Here is a 25,871-nt window from a genome sequence, read left to right as displayed (position 1 = left end):
TTTGCGTATTCAGCATATTTATTTATCAATACGTGAGAGTGACGAACTTGGTTCAGCTGGCCGAGGGACTAATTTCAAACCTTGGCAAAATAACTTTAGTGCCTCCCAGTGAATACCGCCAAGTACTTTTAGGGTCATAAAGGGTAACGTGCAGAAGTTGCGCAGCAATTCGCTATTGTTAAAGGGTTTGCGCTGGCCTTGAAATGCGGCGTGAAGCAGGTCTTTGTCGCCCTCTTGGACACGAATGCTAATGCCGATCTTATCTTGAGGCTGCAGAAGCCTAAATTTATAGCGCATCGTCATGCCATTAAATGGCGATACATAAAAATTTTTATCGCACTGCTGATGAATAGTAGCTAGTTTTCGTTCAGCCTCGGGCACCGTAAACAAATAGCTGTGCCGCTGCTTAAAGGTATTGCTTACCTCATATAGAACGGCAAACAATTGCTGTTGCTCGTTATAACAGTAATAGACGCTCAGCGGATTAAAGGTATAGCCTAAAATTCGGGGGTAGCAAAGCAGGCTGGCGTTGGCGAGAGTGTCTGTTATGCCTTGGGTTTTAAGGCTGCGTTCAAGGTAGCAGCGGGGAGTTTCGCCGCTGCCATTGCCGACATCTTTAAAATGGAAGCTAAATAAATTAAAGCGATTCACCGAAAACCAGCGGCAATGGCTTGCCGCTTGGTCTAGCTCGTCTAGGTCAAACAGAAAACTGCTAATTCGGTAGGCAAAGCGGTGGCTCAGCGGCGCTAAGCGCTGGTGGCGAACTTCGCCGCGATAAATCGCGGTGCGCAACTCAGCGCTCACGCGGCATTATCGATCACCGGCTTAGTGCTCAGATGAATGCGGCCACTGGCATTGGGCACAATCCACGGTCGCACGGTATTGCCCAGTTGCTCGGCCACCGCCAAGCCAGATTGAATGCCGTCTTCATGGAAGCCATAGCCAAAATAGCTGCCACAGAACCACGTGCGGCGCTGGCCCTGTAGTTCCCAAAGATGCTGCTGGGCGTTGAGAGAGGCCTCGTTGAAGACCGGGTGTTGGTAGTTAAAGCGGCGGTAAACCTGATCTTTACGCGGCTCAGTAAGCGGATTTAGGGTCAGCAAAATCGATTCTTGGCAAGGTAGATGCTGAAGTAAGTTCATCCAGTAACTGACCGACACTTTTTTGCTTTTTTGCTTGGTGTCGGCGAGGTAATTCCAGCTCGACCACACCTCGCAGCGCTTGGGCATTAAACTTTCATCGCGGTGCAGCACGGCTTCGTTATTCTCGTAGGCAAAGGCGCCAAGTAAACTGCTTTCTGCTTGACTGGGCTCGTCAAGCAGAGCCAGCGACTGATCTGCATGGCCCGCCATCACTACGTGGTCAAAGCGGTGACTCTCGCCGTGTTCATCAATAAGCGTAACGTGGTCGCTGGCGCGGTGCACTTTGCTAATACCGCAATTCAGCTTAATAGTGCCGCCAAAGTCGCTGGTCATTCGCTTTATGTACTCCCGCGAGCCGTTGTTCACGGTTTGCCACTGGGGACGCTCATTGACCTGTAAAAGGCCGTGATTATCGCAAAAGCGCAAAAAGGTTTTGGCTGGGTAGGCGAGCATTTTCTCAATGGGGGTAGACCAAATCGCGGCGCTCATAGGCAGTAGGTGGTCTTCACAAAAGCCGGGCCCAAACTTCTCTTGGCGCAGTAATTCGCCAAGGGACAATTCGGCAGGAAGGGTTTCTAGCCAGCCAGCGCTTTGCTTATAGAAACGCAGTAAGTCTTTAATCATGCCCCAGAAGCGGGGCCGGAATATATTGCGTTTTTGGGCGAACATGGTGGCGATAGAGTTTGAACCACTGTACTCAAGTTGGCCTTTATTTAAAGACACACCAAAGGACATGTCGGTGCCTTGGTAGCGAACTCCCAAATGTTTAAATAGTGCAACCAGATTGGGGTAGCAGCGCTCGTTAAAAACGATGAATCCGGTATCGACGGCAATGGTGCCGGCACTAGTGAGAATGTCGACGGTGTTGCTGTGGCCGCCTAAGCGAGAGTCCTGCTCAAATAGGGTAACTTGGTGTTGCTTACCGAGCAGCCAAGCGCTGCTCAAGCCTGATATGCCGGACCCGATGACAGCAATTTTCAATGGTGCTGCTGCCGTTACTGCTGATTTTATTGGTGTTTGCATAATGATTTCGTTGATCCCACTTTGTCATATTTACGTATATCTGTGCTAAACAGATCAGCCGCAGTGAATTCTCGCGGCGAGGCAATACCATTGCCGCTGTTATGGAGACGCACATGTGGAATCCTTCCCGAGTTTGGCAATTTGCGCGCTACGCCTTGCCAGGCTTGCCCTTAGCCGCCTTGGGGCTACCGTTTTACCTCTACGCGCCACTGTGGCTCGCAGAGCAGGGGGGCTATGGTTACAGCATAGTCGGTGCGCTGTTCTTTGCTGCAAGATTGAGCGACGTACTTAGCGATTTGCCGGTGGGGGCTTGGATCGATAAGCGCGGCAGTCATCGAAGCTTATGGCTTGGCGCGTGGTTGCTTATTGCCAGCAGCGCAATCGCGCTGATCTATCTGCCCCACCCTTGGCCCCTGCCATTATTACTTACTGGGCTAGTATTGCTCATGCTGGGCTGGACGGGCATTACTGTACCTTGGTTAGCGCTTCCTGTGAATCTCTCTGTTTCGGGCGAAGATCGCCTGCGTTACAACAGTAGCCGCGAAGCCATGCTGCTACTGGGTACGCTGTTGGCAATGCTGCTACCAGCAATCTTGGCGCCGGCAATGATTCCTGTTGCTCTGCTGCTGTTATTGGCGGTGTTGCTGCTCACTGTGTGCTTGCAAGGCAGCCAAGTGGCGCCGCAAAATCGGCAAATACTCACTTTTAGGGTGCTGTTGTCCGATCAGCGCTTACGCAGCTTAGCGCTGCCGTGGTTTACCAATATGCTTGCTAATGCGATTCCCGGCACCGTGCTTATTTTATTTATGCGTGAAGTGCTGGATGCCGAGAGTCAGCTGCCAATAGTGTTGATTAGCTATTTTCTTGCCGGCTTGGCTGGGGTGCCATTTTGGTATTTCCTCGCGCGGCGTATTGGCAATCTGTGGGCGTGGCGAATTGGTTTGTGCAGCTCGGCGCTGTTGTTCAGTTTTGCGGCATTGCTGGGTGAGGGTGATGTGGGCTGGTTTATTGCCATCAGTATTGGCACCGGCTTGGCTTTGGGGGCGGATCAAGCACTGCCTTCGGCGATGCAAACGGCGTTGGCGCAGACCTTGTCGGCCGAATACGGCGGCGCAGCGCTAGGCGCGAGAATGTTTGCGCTGTGGAGTATGCTGAGTAAAGCGGCCATGGGTTTGGCGGTTGGCGTAGCGTATTTGTGGCTGGGTAGCCAGGCCGAGGCCGCTGCGCCGCCAGTCTGGGCAATTAGCGCAGTCTATGTATTGGCGCCGGTCATCCTCAAACTGCTGGTATTTTTTATGTTGGGTCGCAAGTCGATGCTGGCTATTGATGGTGATTCTTAATGGTGACCATAATGACTAAACATTGGCGTTTACGTTTATTAAGTATATGGCTGTTGTTGCAGCCGGTAATCTTGCCAAGCCAGCTATTGGCGGCAGACAACTGGCGCACGGTGAGCGCAGAAACATTTAGCCTGCTGTGGAAGGATTTAACTTATACCCGTTTGCAGGTGGACCCGGTCCAAGCCCTGCCGGTGGATGGGGATATCCTCGAGCCCAGTTATGCCAAGCAGATCATCATCAAGTATAAAATTGGAGTGTCGGCTGAGCGCTTTCGCAGTATGACGAATAAAGCCCTGGCCGATTCTTATTCCGCAGAGGAATTGTCGGCAGTAGCAGCAGATATCACGCGCTTTTGCAGTTGGTATAAAAGCGTCGAAAAAGGAGATCAGTATCATCTTACTTGGCGACCTGAGCAGGGCTTGCAGCTGAGCTTAAACCAAGATCTCTTAGGGGTGATTCGCGATCCAAATTCTGCGGCGTTGATATTGAGTGTGTGGCTGGGCAGGGCCGCAGTTAGTGAGTCCCAGCGCGATTCCATGCTTGCAGCGTGGCGCTCAGTAGTCCCTACCGAGTAGTTTAAGGCGAGGAATACTGTAGTTTATATCTAAGATGTTGAATTTATTAGTAATAGCTAAATGATCTATGCTTAGAATATTTGTCTTTAGGCGCTTCTAATGGCTTGAAAAGCCTAGGCGGAGCCCCTAGCATGCGCTGCTTTAGGCCTGCCGAGAGCGAAACCTAGGTGAACACCTCCACAAAATTCAGTTTGATATTACTGAGCGCGGCCTGCGCGACAGTCCTTAACGCCCAAGAAAACACCCAAACACGCCGAGGCTTAAGCATCGAAGAGGTCCTCGTTACGGCGCAAAAGCGCGAAGAGGGCGCCAATGATATTCCCTTGGCCATTGTTACCTATACCGGCGAAGATCTTGTTGCGCTAGGAGTGACTGACACGCGGGACCTTGGCAAGCTACTACCTGGCTTTTCGTATGCCGACGGTGGTTTTAATACCCCAATCTACACCCTGCGCGGGGTAGGTTTTAATGAAAACAGTCAAACCGCCAGCGCTACCGTGGGCGTGTATATTGACGAGTTCAATTTGCCCTTTCCTATTATGACCAAGGGCAGCAATTTGGATCTTGCGCGGGTGGAGGTGCTAAAAGGCCCGCAGGGTACACTTTATGGCCGCAACACCACCGGTGGCGCCATAAATTATATTGCCAATAAGCCCAGCGATGACTATAGCTATGGCGGCAGTGCCGGCTTTAGCAGTTATGAAACTAGCGAGGCCAATGGTTTTATTAGTGGCCCGCTGTCTGAAACTGTAAACGCTCGCCTCGCCCTGCGCGCTATTAATAGTAGTGAAGGCTGGCAGCGCAGCCGAACTCGCCACCCTAGTAGCGACGCCTATAACGGTAATACTGGCCGCGATATTGGCGGTGAATACCAGCAGTTTGGTTACCAAACCTTAGGCAAGGTAGATAAGCAGAGCGCCCGTTTTTCGATGACGTGGTTGGCCGCCGACAATGTCGATGTTAGCTATCACCTCGACGGTTGGCGCGACCGCTCTGAGCCCCAGGCATTGCAGGTTATTGCCATTGAGTCTCAAAATGCGATCTTGGGCGCGGCGGGTTTGCACCCCGAGGTGGCGGATTACCCTGTTAACGACAAAAACACCCAAGACAACCGCGCCGCCGACTGGCCAAATGCCGGTATGGAGTTTCGCTTAAATGACAGTTTTTACTCGACCGGCGTGCGGGTGGGCTGGAGCTTGTCAGAAGACCTAGACGCGGTATTTTTGGGATCAATAGGCCGTTTTGAATCGGATGGTAGTTTTATTCCCCAGTCTGGGGTCGACACCGTAAACACGGAGCGCAATGTGTTTGCGACTACCGATTACTTCAATTTAGAGTGGCGCTTGTCGGGCAATGCTTACCCCGACGTGTTCTGGCAGCTGGGTGTTAATTACAGCGAAGATGATGTGGCTGAATTTCAGCGCCTGCATCACGAGACAGTCAGTATTATTTTCCCCGTTGACGCACCAAATGGCGATGGTGTGGCGGGGCTGGATAATCGCTCGGGTTTTGGTGGCAATCAGCTTGCTGAAGTGGCCGCGGTGTTTTTTCACACCGAGTGGGCCGTGGCCGACGACTGGACCTTGAGCGGCGGCGCGCGCTATACCGACGAGTCGCGGAAGTTTAATGGCTGTGGCCAAGACGTGAATGTGAGCGACGAGCCCGGCGCCGACCAAGATTCACCGGGCGCTCAAGACGAAGGTGTCGGTTTGGCGGGGGCCTTTAGCGGCATTAGCGTGCTGCAATCACCGCTGGCGGGCTTTGCCCCAGGTACGGCGGAGCAGGGTGGCTGTTTCACCTTGGATAATGAAACTCGCCAGCCAGGCCGGTATTTCGGTGAGTTGGATGAAGACAATGTGTCTGGCCGCGTAGCTTTAGATTGGCGCTTTGCCGAAGACATGCTGGCTTTCGTCGCGCTGAGTCGCGGTTTTAAGTCGGGTAGCTTTCCCGTAATTAATATTTCAGATTCGGTGCAGTTTGAACCCGTGACCCAAGAGCAGCTCGACGCAGTGGAGATTGGCAGTAAATTAACCCTGCTCAACAAAACTATGCAGCTCAATGCCTCGGTGTTTGATTATCGCTATAAAGACAAGCAGTTGGTGACTAATTTCCGCGATCCGGTATTTGGTGCGCTGCCTATTTTGCGCAACGCCCCTAAGTCGACCGTGCGCGGCGCTGAGTTGGATGTGAAATACACGCCAGTCGAGGGTCTGTACTTATCTTTGGCCGCGGCCTATTTAGACACCGAGGTAAAGGAGTTTATTAGCGGCGACAGCAACGGCGATGAGTTCGATTTTACCGGCAAGCCCTTCAATTACAGTCCGCGCTGGGAATACACCCTGCTGGTGGACTACGTGCTGCCAGTATTTGAGCGCTACGAGTTGTCATTGGGTATTGATTATAGCTATAGCGGTGAGACCAATGCCTCGCTTGAGCAGGATGAACGTTTCTTTATTGACGATTATGGCCTGCTTAACGCGCGTATTGGTTTTGCGCCAACGGCAGGTCCGTGGCAGCTGATGTTGTGGAGCCGCAACCTCAGTGACGAGTACTACTATAATAATGTTACCAATCAGCTCGACACCATTGGTCGCTATACCGGCATGCCAGCGACCTACGGCATCACCCTGTCTTGGCAGCCCTAAAAAACTCGCTGTTTTCGTCGATGCGGCCTATATTAAACAGATAATATAGGCCGCATCGACGGCCGTTCATTGAGGACCGCCATCATTACCATCGAAAGTTTTTTCATTTCTCTTAGTAGTTATCTGACCTACCCCTTAGTCAGTCTTGGTAAAAACCCAGTGACCTTGGGAACATTGCTGGCCGGTGGCGTGGTGGTGGGCATCGCGATGATGGGGTCGCGGGTCTTGCGGGGCAGCTTGCGCTCAGTGGCCCAGCGCCGCAGCGCATTTTCAAGCAGTACGCTCTATACCATTGAACGCCTCATCCATTACGTGGTCTTGATCGTAGGGGTGTTTGTTGCCCTGTCGGTGATCGGTATCGATTTGAGCAAGCTGGCGCTGGTGGCCTCGGCGCTGTCGGTGGGCATTGGTTTTGGTCTGCAGGCCATTTTTAGTAACTTTGTGTCGGGTTTGATTATTTTGGTTGAGCGCTCACTGAAGGTGGGTGATTACGTGCAGTTAGAAAGCGGCGTCGTTGGCGTGGTGGCCGAAATTACGGTAAGGGCAACGATTATAACCACCTTGGAAAACGCCGAGGTAATTGTACCTAATTCCGAATTTGTAAACGGCAAGGTCACCAACTGGACTCACACCAATAATTATTGCCGAATGCGTATACCCTTTGGTGTGGCCTACGGCACTAATAAAGAGCACATGCGCGATGTGGTGCTAGAGGCGATTCGGGAATTACCACAGACTTTATTGGATTTTCCGGGCCGCGCACCAGCGGTAATTATGAAAGGTTTTGGCGATTCAAGCCTCGATTTTGAATTGCTAGTTTGGGTTAAGCCAGAATACGCCGCCCAGCAGAGCGGCACGCGCTCGGCATTTTTATGGGCGATAGATAGCGCCTTGGTAGAAGCAAATATTGTGGTGCCCTTTCCTCAGCGGGATCTGCATATTGTCTCGGGATTACCGTCTGGTTCCGAGCCAGCATTTAGCGCAACATCGGAGTAGGGCAAGTGTAAGGCAAGTACGGCTTATTCAATATTGAGCTTGGCAGGCTAACAACATCACCACTTAATTTGGAGATTGTATTATGGCCAGCGTAGTGACTTTTTTAGGACTTATTGTAGTACTGCTGTTTGTTTTTTACCGCCGGCTGTCGCTGCGCAATGGTGCAGTGGTAGTGGTGCTGGCTTGGTTGCTAGCGGGGCTGACTAGTCCCGTTTTTCTTCATCCCCTGAGTTTGTTAATCCTCTTTGCCGGCTTGGCCTTGCTGCTCGTTAATTCATTGCGTATTCGGTTTTTGTCGGCACCGGCGATGGCTGCGCTTAAAAAAATGATGCCCCCCATGAGCGACACCGAGCGCGAAGCCCTCGATGCCGGCACCACGTGGTGGGAGAAAGAATTGTTTTCGGGGCGGCCCGATTGGTCGGTTTTTGAAGAGATTGAGTTGTCGGAACTTAGCCCTGAAGAAAAAGCGTTTATCAATGGTGAAACCAATGACTTGTGCGCACTGTTATCTGAGTGGCAAATTCATCACGACGCCAAGGACCTTCCCGCCGAGGTTTGGCAATTTATTAAAGACAAAGGCTTTCTGGGCCTGATTATTCCCCCTGCCTATGGTGGCTTGGGGTTTAGCCCCTACGCCCAGAGCCGAGTGGTGAGTAAAATTGCCAGTCGCTCAACCGTCGCGGCGGTAACCGTAATGGTGCCTAATTCCTTGGGGCCAGGTGAATTGCTGCTCAAATACGGCAGCGATGAGCAAAAAACCTTTTGGTTACCTAGGTTGGCGAAGGGTGAAGAGCTGCCTTGTTTTGGTTTGACCAGCCCAGAAGCTGGCTCCGATGCGGGCGCCATTCCCGATACCGGCGTGGTTTGCGAGCAAGACTACGAGGGCAAGCGGGTTCTTGGCGTTAAATTAAACTTTTCCAAACGCTGGATCACCTTGGCGCCGGTCGCCACCGTGGTCGGTTTGGCGTTTCGGCTCAGTGACCCCGACGGCCTGATTGGTGATGAAGTCGAGCGCGGCATTAGCTGCGCCTTAGTACCCGCGACCTTGGCGGGGGTGGAGATTGGTCGCCGCCACAACCCAGGTTCGGCTTTTATGAATGGCCCAATTACTGGTGTGGATGTATTTATTCCCATGGACATGCTGATTGGCGGTCAAGAATATATTGGCCAAGGTTGGCGGATGTTGGTGGAGTGTTTGGGTGCTGGCCGAGGGGTGTCGCTGCCGGCATTGTCGACTGCCGGTGGTGAAATGAGCTATCTGCTGGTGGGCGCATTCGCCCGAATCCGCCGCCAGTTTGGTATTGCGGTCGGTAAGTTTGAAGGGGTGCAAGAGGCCAGTGCCGAGATCGCGGCGTCGGCTTATATGCTCGAGGCCTACCGCGCTTTAGTTACCCGCGCTCTGGATGACGGCGCGCCCTCGGTACTGACTGCCATGGCTAAATACCACGCTACCGAAAGTTTGCGCGGTGTGGTTAATCACAGCATGGATATTCTCGGTGGTCGCGGTATTCAAATGGGTCCGCGCAATTTCATGGCGCTGGTATACCAAACCGTGCCGATTGCTATTACCGTTGAAGGCGCCAATATTTTAACCCGTTCCATGATTATCTTTGGTCAGGGCGCGATGCGCTGCCATCCCTATTTAGCCGATGAATTAGCGGCACTAAGCGATGACTCTGAACAGGCCTTGGCGAATTTTGACCGTCTACTTATGGGGCATCTGGGCCATACCGCAGAAGTATTTAGCCGTGGAATTTTACTTGGTCTTAGCGGCGGTTTATTACCTAAGCCGAAATGCGGTAACAGTGAATTGTCGGCGCGCTGGTATCGTCATATTAATCGCTATAGCGCCGTATTTGCCGCCAGCGCAGACATTGCCTTGCTGACCTTAGGTGGCGATCTTAAGCGTCGTGAATTGCTGTCGGCGCGATTGGGTGATGTTCACAGCCAGTTGGTGATTGCCTGCGCACTGCTTAAATTTCACGATGCGCAAACCCCCGACGAGGCGAATGAGCAACACGCGGAATACGCATTGAAGCGCTGTTTTAGAAGTATGAATACGGCACTGGCGGCGTATTACCGCAATCTGCCAATTAAGGGCTTGGGCGCAGTATTAAAGGCCGCATTTTTCCCGTGGGGAATGCCGCAGTGGGCCTCGTCAGACGACGACATCAGGGCTTTGGGTGAGTTAATTATGCAGCCGAGTTCGGTGCGTGATCTCTTGGCAGACAAGGTGTATCTCAGCAGTGATCCCCAAGACGCGCAGGGTCGAATTCATTACACATTTCAGCTCTTGGCGGCGGTGGAAAAAGACTACGAACATTTTCTTTCCTTGGATAAACAAGGCGGTTTAGCGGGTGAATCTACAGCTGAAAAACTAGCTAGTGCGGTGGCCAGCGGAGGCTTAAATCAAGTGCAAGCGGATGCTATTGCCGCCTACGATAATTGCCGATACGACTGCCTATTGACCGACGCCTTTGATCCAAGTTTGGTGAATGTGGATGTGCGGCCGCTGAGGCCGGAAGCCTAGCAAATCGAACAATGTGGAAATAGCAGTGAAGAAAGTGTTTACCGACCAGAACCTAAGCTTGGTTGCCAATGCGGCGAATATCTTAGAGCACGCAGGGCTGAGCAGTGAGTTGCGCAATACTTACGCGGGTGGCGCGAGCGGTGGCTTGGCCTTTAACGAGGTGTGGCCAGAGCTGTGGGTTGCCGACAGCAGTGTTGCGCAAGCGGAGAAATTATTGGCGGTATTAGCGGACGCAAATGGCTGCGACTGGACGTGCCCTCACTGTAGTGAGAGTAATGGGGTGAATTTTGATCTGTGTTGGCACTGCGGTCGCAGCCGTGAGAATAGTGGTAAAAAAGCGTAATTAAATTTTGGCGAAGTCTAAAAAGGCGGTCTACACTGATTTCTTTGTTGTTCAGTGGCAGGAACGACGATTAAACAGAGCAAAATTAGGGTGCTGCCGGCCCTAGGGGAAATTGCCTATCATTTTTGCCCTAAACCTAGGGTATAGTATTGACGAGAGCATCAAGAAATAGGCTCGAAGATTTATTGGGACGGCTGAGGACCTCTGTTGCGTGAGGGAGAACAGCAATCTTATGGGGCCTTTCGGCCCCTTTTTTATGCCTGCTAATTCTTGCTCAGTGTGGGCGCCTTATAGCTGGCTAATATCCCGCACAGCGCCTTTATCAGCACTAGTCACCATCTTAGCGTAAGCCTTTAGCGCCGCAGACACTTTGCGTGGCCGTTCATTAACAGGCTTCCAGCCATCGGCGCCTTTGGCGTCCATGGCTTTGCGGCGCTTATTAAGTTCGGTCTCGTCTATTAGCACGTTGATACCGCGGTTCGGAATGTCGATACGAATGATGTCGCCTTGCTCAACCAAGCCAATCGCTCCACCGGCGGCGGCTTCGGGTGAAGCGTGACCGATAGACAGGCCAGAAGTACCGCCCGAGAAGCGACCGTCGGTGAGCAGTGCACACACCTTGCCCAAGCCTTTAGATTTGATGTAGCTGGTCGGGTAGAGCATTTCCTGCATGCCGGGGCCGCCCTTGGGGCCTTCGTAGCGCACAATAACCACATCACCGGCCTTTACGCGATCATTTAAAATATCGTCTACCGCGCCTTCTTGGCTCTCGCAGATATGGGCTGGGCCTTCAAACACCAGAATACTTTCATCTACGCCGGAGGTTTTTACCACGCAGCCGTCTACTGCAATATTGCCATAGAGTACGGCCAAGCCGCCTTCTAGCGAGAAAGCGTGCTCTAGATTGCGGATACAGCCGTTTTCGCGGTCGGCGTCCAGCGATGTCCAGCGCGTGTCTTGGCTAAAGGCGGTTTGGGTGGGAATGCCGGCTGGGCCAGCTTTAAAGAAATTTTTCACCGCGTCATTGTCGGTGGTCATGATGTCCCACTGCGCCAAGGCCGCGGCCATGGTGCTGGCGTGAACGGTCGGCAAGCTAGTGTCCAGCAAGTCTGCGCGATCTAGTTCGCCGAGGATGGCCATTACCCCGCCGGCGCGGTGTACATCTTCCATATGGTAGAGCGGAGTATTGGGCGCAACTTTGCACAGCTGCGGTACTTTCCGAGACAGTGCGTCGATATCCTTCAAGGTAAAGTCGAGTTCGGCTTCCTGTGCGGCGGCCAATAGATGCAAGATGGTATTCGTTGAGCCACCCATGGCAATGTCTAGCGCCATGGCATTACTAAAGGCGCTGTGAGAAGCAATATTGCGGGGCAGTACGCTGTAATCGTCTTCTTCGTAGTGCTTGCGCGTTATCTCAACGATGCGGCGACCGGCTTCTAAGAACAGTTTTTTACGGTCGGCATGGGTTGCCAATAAAGAACCATTGCCAGGCAGTGAGAGGCCAAGCGCCTCGGTTAGGCAGTTCATTGAGTTGGCGGTGAACATGCCGGAGCATGAGCCGCAAGTCGGGCAGGCAGAGCGCTCGTATTCAGCAACTTTCTCGTCAGAAGCTTCGTCATCTACGGCAATGACCATAGCGTCGACCAAGTCTAGCTTATGTTCTGAAAGTTTGGTTTTGCCAGCTTCCATGGGGCCGCCAGACACAAATATCACGGGAATATTTAGGCGCAGCGCCGCGTTTAGCATGCCGGGGGTGATTTTGTCGCAGTTCGAGATACACACCATGGCGTCGGCGCAGTGGGCGTTGACCATATACTCTACAGAGTCGGCAATAATGTCACGGCTCGGTAAGCTGTAGAGCATACCGTCGTGACCCATGGCAATGCCGTCGTCAACCGCAATGGTATTGAATTCTTTGGCGACGCCGCCGGCCTCTTCAATTTCTCTGGCAACCAATTGGCCCATGTCTTTGAGATGGACGTGGCCGGGCACAAATTGGGTGAAAGAGTTAACTACCGCAATAATCGGCTTTTCAAAATCGCCGTCTTTCATGCCGGTGGCGCGCCACAGTGCGCGGGCACCCGCCATATTGCGGCCAGCGGTGGTAGTCTTGGAACGATAAATAGGCATAATTTCCCTCGCGCGCGGTTCGCTGAGTAGTATTTTGAACGATTGCTATTGGGCGGCAGTTTAACACAGAGCGTGGCACCTTCGTATGCGGTAAATAGTGCCTGAGCAAGGCCTCGCGCAGGTGTCTATACTCCTGGCAATGAGTATGATGCAGTCTTAGAGCAATAAAGAGGTTTGTTGAATGGATGATGCCTTAGACGCAGTCGTCAGCGTAGCGCCGAGCTGGTTGGGCCAGTGGGGCCCCTTTGCGGTGGTGATCGGACTGTTATTTGTCAGCTGGTTATTTACCAGAAAAGTTTTTGCGGTTCAAAAAAGCCACGGCGCCGATACCCGTTATCGAGAGCAGGGCACGCGGTTAGCCTTCCGTCTTAGCGGCCTGTTGTTAGCAATAAGCACCATTCCAATGAATGGCGAACTGCGGGGCCAGCTATTAAGTTTAGTGGGCCTGTTAATGAGCGCCGCGATTGCTCTGTCATCAACCTCGGTGATGGGCAATTTAATGGCGGGCTTTATGTTGCGCACGGTCAATAGCTTTCGTGCTGGCGACTATATTGAGTTTCGCAATGAGCTGGGGCGGGTGTCACAGCGCGGCTTACTGCACGTGGAGTTTCAGAACGAAACCAGCGAGCTAGTGACAGTGCCTAATCTGCTGTTGGTGCAGGAACCCTATAACGTAGTGCGGGCCTCGGGCACCGTAGTGTCAGCCGAAGTGTCACTGGGTTACGACGTAGATCGCCGCGACATCGAAGCGGCGCTACTCATTGCTATTGATGCTGCGGAGCTCGAAAACGGCTTTGTACAAATTCGTAACCTCGGCGATTTTTCAGTGAACTATCGCGCCAGCGGCTGGTTGAAGGAAGCGGGGTTACTGGTCAGTGCGCGTTCACGTCTGCGGGGCAAAATACTGGATGCTCTGCACGAGGCGGGTATCGAAATTGTGTCGCCCAACTTTATGAATCAGCGCCCACTGCCGCCTGAGCTTAAGTTTATTCCTAAACGTAGACACCAAGCCCAGCCCGACGACGACAAAACCGGTCATGCCGAGGAAATTCTATTTAATAAGGCCGAGGTCGCCAGTGCGGTAGAGCAACTGCAAATAAAAATTAAGAAGCTTAAAGATTCGCTAAATGTGGAGGTGGCCGAAGGGGAGGAGGCGCCTGATCGCGATGCCTTGAAAGCAGAGCTAAGTGCACTGACCGAGGAGCTGGAACTCGCTCGCCAGCTGGCAAAGGATGAGATTGCCAGAGATCGTGATACCAGTAATGGCGACAGTGAGGATGAGGTGGAACAAGCAAGTGAGCCACCGGCAGAAGAATCTCTGTTGGACGAATCTTCGGTAGGCGAAACACCGCCTAAGGCTAAATAGCCTTAGGCTTGCCAACACGGAAGTTTTTAGACGGAGCGTAAAGATTCCTGCCAAGCGCTAATTGCTAGGCCTGTGCCCATTGGCCAAGGTTTGATCTCTAGCGCGGGCACAATTTTATAATCGTCTAATTCGTGATTGAGTTTGATCTCACCTGCTGCGCGCACATGGTAGGCAATAATCACCTGGTTCTGCTGGGCAAACGGGTATACACCAATTAATTTGGTTTCGAGAGCGTGGAGGTTTAATTCTTCCATGGTCTCGCGGCGTGCACATTCCTCGGGGTCTTCGCCGGCCTCCAGAAAGCCTGTGATAATAGAATAAAAACTCTTAGGCCACGCCACGTTGTGGGCCATTACAACCCCGCCCTCAACTTCGACAATCATGGCGACCACCGGCACGGGATTATTCCACAGCACAAAGCCGCATGCGGTGTCGGGGCAGCCTTTACGAATTTCGCTGTCGATCAGTATTTCGGCAATGGGGTTGGCGCATTGGGGGCAAAAATTCATGGTGGCCTCGATATAGTTATTGGCATTAAGTCTTTGATTTTGCCACAGACCATGTCTGTGCGACTATGTTGCTATTCGCTTAATTTACAAGGTGGCTGGTTGTGGATTTAAACCTCAATAATAAAATTGCCCTCGTTACCGGCAGTAATCGCGGCACCGGTGAATGTATTGCGACTACCTTAGCTAAAGAAGGTGCGCGGGTGGTATTTCACAGCAATGAACGGGGCGGCGCCGAAGCGGCGGCGGCCACCGTGGCCAATGCGGTAGGGGTGTGGGGTGATATCAGCACCGAGGCGGGCTGCGAGCAGGTATTGGCCCAGACTCGTGCGGTGGTTGGTGAGGTGGATATTTTGGTGAATAACTACGGCACCGCAACAGCGGGCAAATGGGCGGTGAGTGGCACGAATGACTGGCTGGATATGTACCAAAAAAATGTGCTGTCGGCGGCGCGTTTAATACAGGGTTTGGTGCCCGCGATGAAGGCTAAGGGCTGGGGGCGAATTGTGCAACTTGGCACCATTGGCAGCCATCAACCTAATAGCATTATGCCTCACTACTACGCGGCGAAAGGCGCGCTCGCGACCATGAGTGTTAGCCTAACCAAGGAATTGAGTCACACCGGCATTACCGTTAATACCGTTTCGCCGGGTTATATTCGCACTGCAGAGCTAGAGGCGGGCTTTCGCCGCCGCGCCGCGAAACAAGGCTGGGGCGAGGATTGGAACGACATTGTTAAACACGTCGTTGCCAGCGAATATCCCAACCCCTGTGGTCGCATTGCAGAGCGCCAAGAGGTCGCCGATTTAGTCGCGTTTATTTGCAGCGACCGCGCCGGCTTTATCAATGGTCAGAATATTCGTATTGATGGCGGCGCCGTTTGCTATGTCTAAAGGCGTCTAATCGGGCAAAAATTCAGCGAGGATGCTGTCGACCAACTCAAAGCCGCGGGGCGTGGGGCAAATCAATAGGTTCTCTTCGTGGAGCAAACCTTGCTGCTTTAATCTGCTCAAGGTAGCCTCTATTGCTTGGCTATTCAGCCCAGTGCGCTCACTAAATAACTGCCGAGTAAAACCCTGCTGCAGACGCAGCGCGTTCATCATAAATTCTAGTGGCAAATCGACTGCGGCGATCAGTTCGGTTTTACTGCTGCGCGAGAGTTTGCGCAGCAAATAATCTTCTGGCTTACGGGTTTTTTGATAGCGCAGTATGTCGCCATTGGCACGGCTAATTTTACCGTGGGCGCCCGCGCCGATGGCCAGATAATCGCCAAACTGCCAATAGTTAAGATTATGGCGGGCCTGGTGGCCAGGCTTGGCAAAGGCCGAAATTTCGTAGCGGGCAAAGTTGTTTGCGGCAAGCAGCGCACCCCCCGCATGTTGAATGCGATGCATTTCAGTTTCCACCGGCAATAGCGGTGGCCGTTTGTAAAATTCGGTGTTGGCTTCAATCGTGAGCTGGTACCAACTGATATGCGGCGCGCCAGCGGCAATGGCGGTATTTAAATCGCGCAGCGCGTCATCCGGTGTTTGCTCATTAAGGCCGTGCATCAAATCGACATTAAAATTGCTAAAGCCCGCCTGTTGGGCGCAGCTAATGGCGCGCAGCGCGTCATCGCTATTGTGAATGCGGCCCAGCTTTTGAAGCTGCACGGGATCAAAGCTTTGCACGCCTATCGACAGGCGATTAATACCCACCTCGCGATAGCCCTCAAACCGGCCCTGTTCTAAAGTGCCGGGATTGGCCTCTAGGGTAATCTCGATGTTGTCGGCAAATTTCAGGTGCTGCTGTAAACCGCGAAACAACGTCTCGTAGGCCGCCGCACTGAATAAACTCGGCGTGCCGCCACCAATAAAAATGCTTTGCAGCTCACGACCTTGGATGAAGTCCACGTCTTGCTTAAAATCTTCCAGCATTGCGGCAACATAGACCTGCTCTGGTAGCTCGCCTTTTTGCTCATGGGAGTTAAAGTCGCAATAGGGGCATTTGCGCACGCACCAAGGAATGTGGATGTAGAGCGATAAGGGTATTGGCTGCGGTCGTCCGGTACTGAGGGTCGTTAATGGGGAATCGTTCATAGCCGGACTTTACTTGTGGTGGTCTGCTGCGGCTGGCAAGTTTAGCATTATTCATGGGGCGGTTGTTATTGACGCTAGCCAAGCCGTTTTTACTACCGCTGCTTAGCGAGGGGATGGCTAATATAGGCTTACTCAATCACTTGAATATCGACCTTGATTACGCCTGACGCGGTATTGCCAATCTCAGCAAAGGCCGACTTTGAAAGGTCAATAATCCGCCCTCGGGCAAAGGGGCCGCGGTCGTTAATGGTCACCAACACACTTTGGCCGGTTTTGGGGTTTGTGACTTTAACGTGGCTGCCAAAAGGCAGCGTTCTATGGGCTGCGGTTTTTAGCTCGTGCCGATAGCGCTCGCCGCTGGCGGTTTTTTGATTGTGGTGCCTATCGCCATAATAAGACGCTAGACCAGACTCGATGATAACGGGGGTTTCCTCTATAACGAGTACAACTTCCTCCTCCTCGACCGCTGCCTCTTCCACCGGTAATGAAGAGCAAGCCACCAAGGAGAGTAGCAATGTGAATATTGCAATGATCGATAAAGCGCTGAGGCTGCTCGGCGCGCAGCTATGTTGCGGCGCTATAAGGGCAAGCCAGTTGTTTGAGATTTTTGACAAAAATAACACCCCTAGTGACGCTCGGTATTTGTGCTAGCGCACTAATCGATCTTGGGAGTTGGGAATAGTTCCCAAGAAGTGGTGCTTATCGGCTAAAACGCCGTTACTTCAGGCGCACGATGCCTGATCTTCTGGGCATACTCGCGAACGCGAGATGCGAGTGAGCGGCAGCGAATGCCCTTGCGTCAGACATCCGACGTCAGACCTGTTTTTCCCGTTTACCCCGTTACTTGCTGCAGGGCATTGGCGTAAATAAACTGCGAGTCTTGTGCTTACAAAGAATTGTTTATTATTTAATACTAGAACGCGGCACCGCTCTTGATCCCGCTTTTGAGCTCACCGAGCATCACAGAAAATTAATGGGATGCTGTTAGCGGGCGAATTTCTGCTTACTTCTTTTGTCGCAAAAAGAAGTAAGTCGCCCAGCGAGGGCGAAATAAAAGCTAGCAGGAAGGTAGGATAATTTTTACAGTGCCAAACTACCTCGTTTGGAGTTTTGCTCTGGCTCCAATATTGCTATCAATAGCCTTAACTGAGAGCGCTTAGCTCAACCCCAACTTATCCCAAATATCATCTATTTTCTGAATTACAGCAGGGTCCTTCACAATCGGTCGCCCCCACTCACGGGTGGTTTCACCACCCATTTTATTGGTGGCATCCATTCCCATTTTTGAGCCAAGACCAGATACCGGCGAGGCAAAGTCGAGGTAGTCGATGGGGGTATTTTCCACCAGTACAGTGTCCCGCGCGGGGTCCATGCGGGTGGTAATGGCCCAGATGACATCATTCCAGTCTCGGGCGTTGACGTCGTCGTCGCACACAATCACAAACTTGGTGTACATGAATTGCCGCAAAAACGACCACACTCCAAACATCACGCGCTTGGCGTGGCCAGGGTATTGTTTCTTAATGGTGACAATCGCCATGCGATAGGAGCAGCCTTCTGGCGGCAAATAAAAGTCCACGATTTCGGGAAACTGGCGCTGCAGTAGCGGCACTAATACTTCGTTTAAGGCGACGCCGAGCACTGCTGGCTCATCGGGTGGCCGGCCGGTATAGGTGCTGTGGTAGATCGGCTGTTTGCGATGGGTGATGTGGGTCACGGTAAGTACGGGAAAGCTATCGACTTCGTTGTAGTAGCCGGTGTGGTCACCGTAGGGACCTTCGTCGGCCATTTCTTCGGGGTCGATATAGCCTTCTAAAATAAACTCAGCACTGGCGGGCACGTTTAGATCATTGCTCAGGCTGGTGGTGAGTTCAGTTTTACTGCCCCGCAATAATCCGGCAAAGGCGTATTCGCTGAGGCTGTCGGGCACCGGCGTTACGGCGCCGAGGGTGGTTGCTGGATCGGCGCCAAGGGCAACCGATACCGGAAATTTTTCGCCGGGGTGGGCGGCTTTAAATTCTTGGAAATCGAGGGCGCCACCGCGATGCGACAACCAGCGCATAATCAGCTTGTTCTTGCCAATTAATTGCATGCGGTAAATGCCTAGGTTCTGGCGTTCTTTGTTTGGGCCACGGGTAATAACCAGCGGCCAAGTGATTAGCGGCGCGGCATCGTCGGGCCAGCAGGTTTGAATCGGCAGGGTTTTTAGGTCGACAGCATCGCCTTCAATCACGCATTGCTGGCAGGCGGCGCCGTTCACCATTTTTGGGCCCATATTCAATACTTGCTTGAATACCGGCAGCTTGCTCCACGCGTCGCGCAAGCCTTTTGGTGGATCGGGTTGGCGCAGAAAGGCGAGTAACTCGCCAACGTCGTGCAGGGCTTTGATGTCGTCCTTACCCATGCCCATCGCCACCCGCTTTTCGGTGCCGAATAAATTCGCGAGAACGGGAATGGTATAGCCAATGGGGTTTTCAAACAGCAGCGCAGGGCCGCCAGCGCGCAATACACGGTCGCAAATCTCGGTCATTTCAAGATTGGGGTCAACAGGGTGTTTGATGCGCTTTAGCTCGCCCTTGGCTTCAAGGTCGGCAATGAATTCTCTGAGGTCTTTATACATAGCAGGCGTTACGCTGGATGGGAGACGGGAGATGCAAGGTCAAAATAATAGGCGCGGCAGACACCGCGCTAATTAAGCCCAAGTGTAAAACTTGACGGGTATTTAGGGTTTTGCTTTTAAGCATCTCCCGTCTCCCGTCAAGCATTCAGCACTACTTACGCTTCATTGAATCAAAGAATTCCGCATTGGTCTTGGTGTCTTTGAGCTTGTCGATTAAGAACTCAATCGCTGCGGTGTCTTCCATGCCGTGCAGTAATTTGCGCAGTATCCACATTCTGGCCAGTTCTTCTTCGCCGGTGAGGAGTTCTTCGCGGCGAGTACCTGAGCGACGGATATTGATGGCGGGATAGACGCGTTTTTCAGCGATTTTGCGATCCAAGTGCAGTTCGTTGTTACCTGTGCCTTTGAATTCTTCGTAGATCACTTCGTCCATTTTGGAGCCGGTGTCGATCAGCGCGGTGGCGATAATAGACAGGCTGCCGCCTTCTTCAACATTACGCGCGGCGCCGAAGAAGCGCTTCGGGCGCTCAAGGGCGTGGGCGTCAACACCACCGGTCAACACTTTGCCAGAGCTCGGGACGATGGTGTTATAGGCGCGGGCCAGACGGGTAATGGAGTCGAGTAGAATTACTACGTCGCGCTTGTGTTCAACCAAACGTTTGGCTTTTTCAATAACCATTTCGGCTACTTGAACGTGACGGGCTGGTGGCTCGTCAAAGGTCGAGGCCACAACTTCGGCGCCGCGCACACCAACGGAGCGCTGCATTTCTGTTACTTCTTCCGGGCGTTCGTCGATCAGTAAAACAATAACGTAGCACTCGGGGTTGTTGCGGATAATGCTCGAGGCAATATTCTGCAACATCAAGGTTTTACCCGCTTTTGGCGGAGCGACAATCAAGCCGCGCTGGCCTTTGCCGATAGGTGCGGCCAAATCGATAATACGACCGGTTAAATCTTCGGTAGAGCCGGTGCCCGATTCTAGGGTCAGGCGCTCATTGGGAAACAGGGGGGTAAGGTTTTCAAACAGTACTTTGTTCTTGGACTGCTCGGGGCGGGTAAAGTTAACTTCGTCGACTTTAAGCAGTGCGAAGTAACGCTCGCCTTCTTTAGGCGGCCGGATCTTGCCGGCAATGCTGTCGCCAGTGCGCAAATTAAAGCGTCTGATCTGGCTAGGCGACACATAGATGTCGTCGGGGCCGGCTAGGTATGAGCAGTCGGCAGACCGCAAAAAGCCGAAGCCGTCTTGCAGTATTTCTAAAACACCGTCGCCGTGAATATCTTCACCGCTCTTAGCGTGACGTTTTAGTATGGAGAATATAATGTCCTGCTTGCGAGAGCGGGCGATATTATCGAGGCCAATTTCTTTGGCAATATCGAGTAGTTCTTGAGCGGGTTTGGTTTTAAGATCGGTAAGATTCATAGGTATATGGGTTTAGTGGCATCAATTAGACGAGATATGAGCGAGACGTGGGAACGGCAGAATCGGAAAGCCGAAACGAACTCGACGTGTTAAAGAAGAAGCGAAAATAAGGTTAATTATTGGGTGTTCTTTGAAGGATCGTCAGCACTCTATCATTGAAAGTTAGAGGCGTCCAGTTTTTAAAGCAGCTTTTAATATAAGCAAAACCGCGCGGCCGAGAGCCGCGCGGTTCAGAACTACAGTGCCGCGTTAATAAAATCGAGCAGCTGAGTTTTAGACAGCGCGCCGACTTTAGTTGCCTCGGCATTGCCGCCTTTGAAAATAATCAAAGTTGGAATACCGCGCACGCTGAATTTTTGAGGCGTATCGCTATTGGCATCAACATCAATTTTGCAGATCTTGATCTTGCCCGCGAACTCAACAGCCACTTCTTCCAAGACTGGGGCGATCATTTTGCATGGACCACACCACTCTGCCCAGAAATCGACCAGTACAGGTACGTCTGACTTCAGCACATCTTCTTCAAAGCTGCTGTCGGTGACGTGAACGATGTTGTCGCTCATGTTATTTCTCCGAATACACATCATAAATTAAGGATGTGCGATGATAGCACAGGATTTGGGCGGAAGTGAAAAGGCTAGCGGGGGTGAATTTGACGACAGGCTCGACTATTGCGGCGATTGATATGGGCTCGAATAGCTTTCATTTGCTGATTGCTCGGCAGACCGAAGTCGAGCCAAGCTTGGCCTACCGCGCCGAATACCGGACCGAGCGCAAAGTGCAGTTAGCTGCCGGCAGTGAACTCGGCGTATTGCAGGCCGATGCTCAGGCGCGGGCGTTGGCCTGCCTTGCCGAATTTAAGGAGATATTGGCGGCCTATCGGCCCGTGATTTTACGCATTGTGGCCACTGCCTCGTTGCGCGGGGTGGCGAATGCGGCGGATTTTTGCGAACAGGTAAAGCACTTGCTCGGGGTTGAGCCTGAGATAATTAGTGGTGAGCGCGAGGCGGAGCTGGTTTATCTTGGCGTGGCAGCGCCCTGCGACATCGATCAATTGGTAGTGGATATTGGTGGCGGCAGTACTGAGCTTGCGTTGGGGTGCGGCCAAGTGCTTGGGCAGGGGCTCAGTGTGGCGGTGGGCTGTTTGAGCTATTTACGGTATTTTCCTGCTGGCCGCTTAGAGCGCGCTGATTTTGACGCGGCGACAGCGGCGGCGCGGGCCGAATTTGAATTGGCGGCGGCAAGCTTGTCCAAGCCAAGTCGGCTGCAGTTTATTGGTTGTTCCGGTACCTTGCTGGCGGTCGAGCAGGTGCTTATGGCGCGCAATGGCAGGGGGCGTGGTATTCGCCTAGCAGAATTGCAGGAGTTGGCGACTGATTTGCAGTCGTTTGCCAGCCTCGGCGCCATTAGTTATCAGGGTTTAACGGAAGATCGGCAGTCTATTTTTGCCTCTGGAGTGGCTATTGTGTTGGCGCTCTTTGGGGCTTTAAATATAGAGGAGATGCAGCTTTCTGAGCAGGGCCTGCGCGAGGGCGTAGTTAAAAGTTACCTGTTGGCGGCGAGCGCCGATTAGCAGCGCTAGGTTTCCATTAATAGAATCAGTTCAAGAGGAGAGGATACATGAAAAAAGTCGCATTAATTTTAGCGGGTTGTGGCGTCTACGACGGCTCAGAAATCTACGAGAGCGTATTGACTATGTTGTCGCTGGAGAACCACGAGGCCAGTTACCAGTGTTTTGCACCCAATATTGAGCAAATGCACGTTATTAATCATCTGGATGGCAGTGTTGCCGAGGGCGAGAGCCGCAATGTATTGGTGGAAGCGGCGCGCTTGGCGCGGGGTAAAATTAAAAATTTGGCCGAGGCTAAGCCAGCCGATTTTGACGCGGTGATTGTCCCAGGTGGTTTTGGCGTTGCCAAGAACCTGTCTGATTTTGCGGTAAAAGGCGAAGACATGAGTGTGCAGCCCGAGGTGCTTAGCTTTATTCAGGCCATGCACGCCGCCGCTAAACCAGTTGGTTTAATTTGCATTGCGCCCACCATGGCCGTACGGCTTTTTGGCGAAGGGGTGAAGTGCACGATTGGCAATGACCCAGAGGTGGCTGGCGCCATTAATACCATGGGTGGCAGCCATCAAGATCGGGCGGTAGACGAGGTTTGCGTGGACGAGGCCATGAAACTGGTTACAACCCCAGCCTATATGCTGGCGAGCAGTATTGGTGAAGCCGCCAAGGGGATTAATCGCTGTGTTCGCGAAGTGCTTAATATGGCGTAAGCCAATTAGCGGGCCGCTTAAGGCTCGCTTATTTGTCTAATTAGCTGCTGCGAAGTTGGAGTTTGTACCCCTAATATGTCTCGTTTTTTATACAGTGCTTTCTTTTATCTCATCTTGCCCTTGGTCTTGTTGCGGTTGCTATGGCGAGCGTGGCAGGCACCGGCCTATCGGCAGCGGATTGCTGAGCGCTTTGGCTTCTTTAAAGCGCCAGCTCGCACCGGGGGTTTGTGGATACACGCGGTGTCGGTGGGTGAAAGCATTGCGGCGGCGCCATTGGTACGTCATTTTCTTGAGCATCACCCCGATTTGCCGGTGGTGGTGACTACTATGACCCCAACTGGCTCGGAGCGGGTGCAGGCCATGTTTGGCGCCGAGGTTTTTCATGTGTACGCGCCTTACGATTTGCCAGACGCGATTGCGCGATTTTTAAACCGTGTTCAGCCACGTGTGGCGGTGATTATGGAAACCGAAATCTGGCCAAATATGGTTTGCCAAACGCAGGGCCGAGGCATTCCGGTGGTATTGGCAAATGCGCGGCTGTCGGCGCGCTCGGCGCGGGGTTACGGGCGTATTGCGGGGCTGAGCCGCGCGGTGTTTTCGCGCTTTAGTCAGGTGGTGGCCCAAGGCGAGGCCGACGGTGCGCGCTTTGTGGCGCTGGGTTTGCCTGAGTCGCAATTAACGGTGTCGGGCAGTATTAAGTTTGATTTGACGATACCTGCGGCGCTGCGGGAACAGGCCGAGGGCTTGCGGGGTGCGTGGCTGGGCAGCCGTCCAGTGTGGATTGCGGCAAGCACTCACGCTGGTGAAGATGAGGTCTTACTGGCCGCTCATCAGGCGTTGTTAGCGCAGTTTCCCGATGCTTTATTGATTTTAGTGCCCCGTCATCCTGAGCGTTTTCCTAAGGTGGCTGAGCTGATCGCCAGCAATAATTTGAGTTTTGAGCGCCGCAGCGCAAGCTTGGGTGCCGCAGGCACGGTGCCAGTGGCCAGTGGCACCGCGGTGATACTGGGCGACACTATGGGTGAGTTACTGCTATTGCTGGGCTGCGCCGATATTGCCTTTGTGGGCGGCAGTTTAATCCCCCACGGTGGTCACAATAGCTTAGAGCCGGCGGCGTGGGGCCTGCCACTAGTGACTGGACCGAGCGATTTTAATTTTACGGAAGTGAGCGCCTTGTTAGCTGACGCGGGGGGTTTGGTTCAGGTTGAGGGTGCCAATGCGCTGGCAGAGGTTTTACTTGGCCTAGTGGCCGATCCGCTTCGCCGCCAGCAACAGGGCGCGGCGGCAAAGCAGGTGGTGGACAGTAACCGCGGCGCTTTGCAGCGCTTGATCGCGGTGATTGAGGCTCAGCTTAAAGCCTAGGTGTTGCTTAGTTGTGCTCGCTTAGCTGCGCTCGCTCAGCGACACAGACTCTGAAGCTTGCAGCCACTTGTTGAGCTGAATAATGTCGGCAGGGCTCAAGGTGCCCGCGTTCAATTTTAGCTTCAGCACATCAATCACGTAGTCGTAGCGCGCATTGGTGTAATCGCGCATGGCGCCATACAGTCTGCGCTGGGCATCGAGAACGTCAACAATATTGCGGGTGCCCACTTCATAGCCAGCCTCGGTGGCGTCTAAGGCGCTGCGCGTAGAAATAATGTTTTGATGACGAGCGTCGACAGTTTTTACGTCGGTGTACACCGCAATATGCTGGGCGCGGGTTGCGGTTATCACTTGGCGCTGAGTGGCTTGCGCATTGTAATTAGCCGCATTGTATTGCTCGTACGCTTGGCGGCGACCGGCACTGACTCCGCCACCGCTAAACAGCGGCATGGTGAGGGTGATGCGCAGGGCGTCGGTTTCGGTGTGGCTATCTGGCGGCGTGGCAAAGGTGCTGGTTGGGTTGTAGCGGGTAGTGCCGTCAAGGTCGTCTTTGCTGGTGGTAAAGCTGCCAGTAATCTTGGGCAGGTGCTCCATTTTCTTCGCTTTAGCTGTTTGGTAGGCGGAGCCTGCACCGGCATTAGATACCTGCAAAAGCTTGTTGTTGGCTAGTGCAAAGTTGACCCACTCGGCGCGGTCTGCCGGCTCGGGCATACTAATGGGGAAGTCGGCTTTGAGTGACCACAGATTATTGTGCTCTTGGCCAGTCAGGCTGCTGAGATTTTCTCGGGCAATGGCGAGATTGCCTTCAAAACCAAGGCGTTGGGCGACAGTGCTGTCGAACACGGCGCGGGCTTCGTGCACGTCGGTGATGGCAATCAGGCCCACATCAAAGCGCTGCTGGGTTTGCTCTAGCTGGCGTTTAGCCGCGCGTTCTTCGGCCTTGGAGGCGTCTAAATTTTCGCGGCCGCGCAGTACGTTAAAATAGGCCTCGGCAGTGCGGATGATTAGTTGTTGTTGCTCATAGGCCAATTGCGCTTGAGCCTGCTCAGAGACCTTCTTTCCAGCTTGAAAGGTAAACCATGCGGGAAGATCAAAAAGTGCTTGGTTTAATGACACTGCGTAGTATTCAGACTCGCTATCGGTTGAGGCTTTTTGATCAATAATAGCGCCAGTGTTGGTTGGGCTTTTACGTTCGCTGTCGCTCTCCACATCCTGGTAATACGCTTGGGCGCTGATTTGCGGCAGCAGTGCGGCGCGACCGAGGTTTTTAGTTTCAATATTGGCGCGGTAGCTTGCTTCGGCGGCCTTGAGCTGGGGGTCGTTTTTAACCGCCAGTTCGTAAACGTCTAGTAGAGTGTCGGCATAGACGGAGTGACTGCCGAGTAGCGCAGCCAGAGAAACACTGAGAAGATGACGTTTGGCAATCATAGAGTTAACCTGTTCTCCAGAGAGGGGAGGATTGGATAGCGGAGAAGTGTATCAAACTAACGCTGCTTGAGAATGAATATTAACTAAAGTTAT

The 25,871-nt window shown here is 52.8% G+C and carries 21 protein-coding genes; 11 read left to right on the top strand and 10 right to left on the bottom strand.

All coding sequences use genetic code 11. The annotated features are described in order from the left end of the window. Window positions 1–18: 18 nt before the first annotated feature. Together AB4876_RS03320 and AB4876_RS03315 are read right to left on the bottom strand one after the other, a co-directional pair. The gene (locus tag AB4876_RS03320) at window positions 19–804 is read right to left on the bottom strand and encodes a DUF1365 domain-containing protein (RefSeq protein ID WP_368380223.1); all 786 of its coding nucleotides are present in this window, start codon (window positions 802–804) and stop codon (window positions 19–21) included. Beyond that, window positions 801–2,165, bottom strand: a complete 1,365-nt coding sequence (locus tag AB4876_RS03315; protein WP_368380222.1) for an NAD(P)/FAD-dependent oxidoreductase — start codon at window positions 2,163–2,165, stop codon at window positions 801–803. Before AB4876_RS03315 ends, AB4876_RS03320 begins: the two co-directional genes overlap by 4 nt. Before the next feature lie 113 nt (window positions 2,166–2,278). Between AB4876_RS03315 and AB4876_RS03310 the strand changes: the two genes are divergently transcribed. The 6 genes from AB4876_RS03310 to AB4876_RS03285 all read left to right on the top strand — a co-directional run bounded on the left by AB4876_RS03310 (window position 2,279) and on the right by AB4876_RS03285 (window position 10,594). Beyond that, window positions 2,279–3,505: an MFS transporter gene (locus AB4876_RS03310; RefSeq protein ID WP_368380221.1), complete on the top strand. Its 1,227-nt coding sequence runs from the start codon at window positions 2,279–2,281 to the stop codon at window positions 3,503–3,505. Window positions 3,506–3,516: 11 nt separating this feature from the next. Continuing rightward, window positions 3,517–4,080: a chalcone isomerase family protein gene (locus AB4876_RS03305; protein WP_368380220.1), complete on the top strand. Its 564-nt coding sequence runs from the start codon at window positions 3,517–3,519 to the stop codon at window positions 4,078–4,080. A 167-nt stretch (window positions 4,081–4,247) separates the two neighbouring features. After that, window positions 4,248–6,725: a TonB-dependent receptor gene (locus AB4876_RS03300; protein ID WP_368380219.1), complete on the top strand. Its 2,478-nt coding sequence runs from the start codon at window positions 4,248–4,250 to the stop codon at window positions 6,723–6,725. Between the two features lie 69 nt (window positions 6,726–6,794). Continuing rightward, entirely contained in the window at window positions 6,795–7,721 is a 927-nt protein-coding gene (locus tag AB4876_RS03295; protein ID WP_368380218.1) for a mechanosensitive ion channel family protein, read from the top strand. An 82-nt stretch (window positions 7,722–7,803) separates the two neighbouring features. After that, window positions 7,804–10,251 carry an acyl-CoA dehydrogenase gene (locus tag AB4876_RS03290; RefSeq protein ID WP_368380217.1) on the top strand — a complete coding sequence of 816 codons (2,448 nt, stop codon included), beginning with the start codon at window positions 7,804–7,806 and terminating at the stop codon, window positions 10,249–10,251. Between the two features lie 25 nt (window positions 10,252–10,276). After that, window positions 10,277–10,594 carry a putative signal transducing protein gene (locus AB4876_RS03285; protein ID WP_368380216.1) on the top strand — a complete coding sequence of 106 codons (318 nt, stop codon included), beginning with the start codon at window positions 10,277–10,279 and terminating at the stop codon, window positions 10,592–10,594. A 288-nt stretch (window positions 10,595–10,882) separates the two neighbouring features. Here AB4876_RS03285 and ilvD read toward each other — a convergent pair whose 3' ends face one another. Continuing rightward, a complete protein-coding gene (gene ilvD, locus AB4876_RS03280; RefSeq protein WP_368380215.1) occupies window positions 10,883–12,724 on the bottom strand; it encodes a dihydroxy-acid dehydratase in 1,842 nt (613 codons plus the stop codon). A gap of 181 nt (window positions 12,725–12,905) precedes the next feature. Here ilvD and AB4876_RS03275 point away from each other — a divergent pair, with 181 nt between their 5' ends. Next, the gene (locus AB4876_RS03275) at window positions 12,906–14,090 is read left to right on the top strand and encodes a mechanosensitive ion channel domain-containing protein (RefSeq protein ID WP_368380214.1); all 1,185 of its coding nucleotides are present in this window, start codon (window positions 12,906–12,908) and stop codon (window positions 14,088–14,090) included. Between the two features lie 26 nt (window positions 14,091–14,116). On the opposite strand, the gene AB4876_RS03270 is transcribed toward AB4876_RS03275, so the two are convergent. Further along, a complete protein-coding gene (locus tag AB4876_RS03270) occupies window positions 14,117–14,599 on the bottom strand; it encodes an NUDIX domain-containing protein (protein ID WP_368380213.1) in 483 nt (160 codons plus the stop codon). A 101-nt stretch (window positions 14,600–14,700) separates the two neighbouring features. Between AB4876_RS03270 and AB4876_RS03265 the strand changes: the two genes are divergently transcribed. Next, window positions 14,701–15,489, top strand: a complete 789-nt coding sequence (locus AB4876_RS03265) for an SDR family NAD(P)-dependent oxidoreductase (RefSeq protein ID WP_368380212.1) — start codon at window positions 14,701–14,703, stop codon at window positions 15,487–15,489. Window positions 15,490–15,495: 6 nt separating this feature from the next. Here the strand turns inward: AB4876_RS03265 and hemW are convergent, their stop codons facing one another. From hemW to trxA, 5 genes are all read right to left on the bottom strand, one after another. Then, window positions 15,496–16,674 (bottom strand): radical SAM family heme chaperone HemW, encoded by a 1,179-nt coding sequence (hemW, locus tag AB4876_RS03260; RefSeq protein WP_368380211.1) that lies wholly within the window; start codon window positions 16,672–16,674, stop codon window positions 15,496–15,498. Between the two features lie 128 nt (window positions 16,675–16,802). Continuing rightward, window positions 16,803–17,288, bottom strand: coding sequence for a septal ring lytic transglycosylase RlpA family protein (locus AB4876_RS03255; protein WP_368380210.1), 486 nt, complete (start codon window positions 17,286–17,288; stop codon window positions 16,803–16,805). 542 nt (window positions 17,289–17,830) lie between these two features. Beyond that, window positions 17,831–19,294, bottom strand: coding sequence for a 4-hydroxy-3-polyprenylbenzoate decarboxylase (gene ubiD / locus AB4876_RS03250; RefSeq protein WP_368380209.1), 1,464 nt, complete (start codon window positions 19,292–19,294; stop codon window positions 17,831–17,833). 151 nt (window positions 19,295–19,445) lie between these two features. Then, a complete protein-coding gene (gene rho / locus AB4876_RS03245) occupies window positions 19,446–20,714 on the bottom strand; it encodes a transcription termination factor Rho (RefSeq protein WP_368380208.1) in 1,269 nt (422 codons plus the stop codon). A 236-nt stretch (window positions 20,715–20,950) separates the two neighbouring features. Beyond that, window positions 20,951–21,277: a thioredoxin TrxA gene (gene trxA / locus AB4876_RS03240; RefSeq protein ID WP_008253347.1), complete on the bottom strand. Its 327-nt coding sequence runs from the start codon at window positions 21,275–21,277 to the stop codon at window positions 20,951–20,953. A gap of 65 nt (window positions 21,278–21,342) precedes the next feature. On the opposite strand from trxA, the gene AB4876_RS03235 reads away from it, so the two are divergent. The 3 genes from AB4876_RS03235 (at window position 21,343) to waaA (ending at window position 24,350) form a co-directional block, all read left to right on the top strand. Next, entirely contained in the window at window positions 21,343–22,287 is a 945-nt protein-coding gene (locus AB4876_RS03235) for a Ppx/GppA phosphatase family protein (protein ID WP_368380207.1), read from the top strand. Between the two features lie 47 nt (window positions 22,288–22,334). Then, the gene (gene elbB, locus AB4876_RS03230) at window positions 22,335–22,988 is read left to right on the top strand and encodes an isoprenoid biosynthesis glyoxalase ElbB (protein ID WP_368380206.1); all 654 of its coding nucleotides are present in this window, start codon (window positions 22,335–22,337) and stop codon (window positions 22,986–22,988) included. 75 nt (window positions 22,989–23,063) lie between these two features. Then, on the top strand, window positions 23,064–24,350 hold the full coding sequence (waaA, locus tag AB4876_RS03225; RefSeq protein WP_368380205.1) for a lipid IV(A) 3-deoxy-D-manno-octulosonic acid transferase: 1,287 nt from the start codon (window positions 23,064–23,066) through the stop codon (window positions 24,348–24,350). A gap of 21 nt (window positions 24,351–24,371) precedes the next feature. On the opposite strand, the gene AB4876_RS03220 is transcribed toward waaA, so the two are convergent. After that, window positions 24,372–25,778, bottom strand: a complete 1,407-nt coding sequence (locus AB4876_RS03220; RefSeq protein ID WP_368380204.1) for a TolC family outer membrane protein — start codon at window positions 25,776–25,778, stop codon at window positions 24,372–24,374. Window positions 25,779–25,871 lie beyond the last annotated feature (93 nt).

Origin of the sequence: Zhongshania guokunii (assembly GCF_040892635.1) — a bacterium.
Taxonomy (GTDB): domain Bacteria; phylum Pseudomonadota; class Gammaproteobacteria; order Pseudomonadales; family Spongiibacteraceae; genus Spongiibacter; species Spongiibacter guokunii.
Note: the sequence above shows the minus strand (reverse complement) of the source record. Positions and strands in the feature narration are given on the sequence as shown.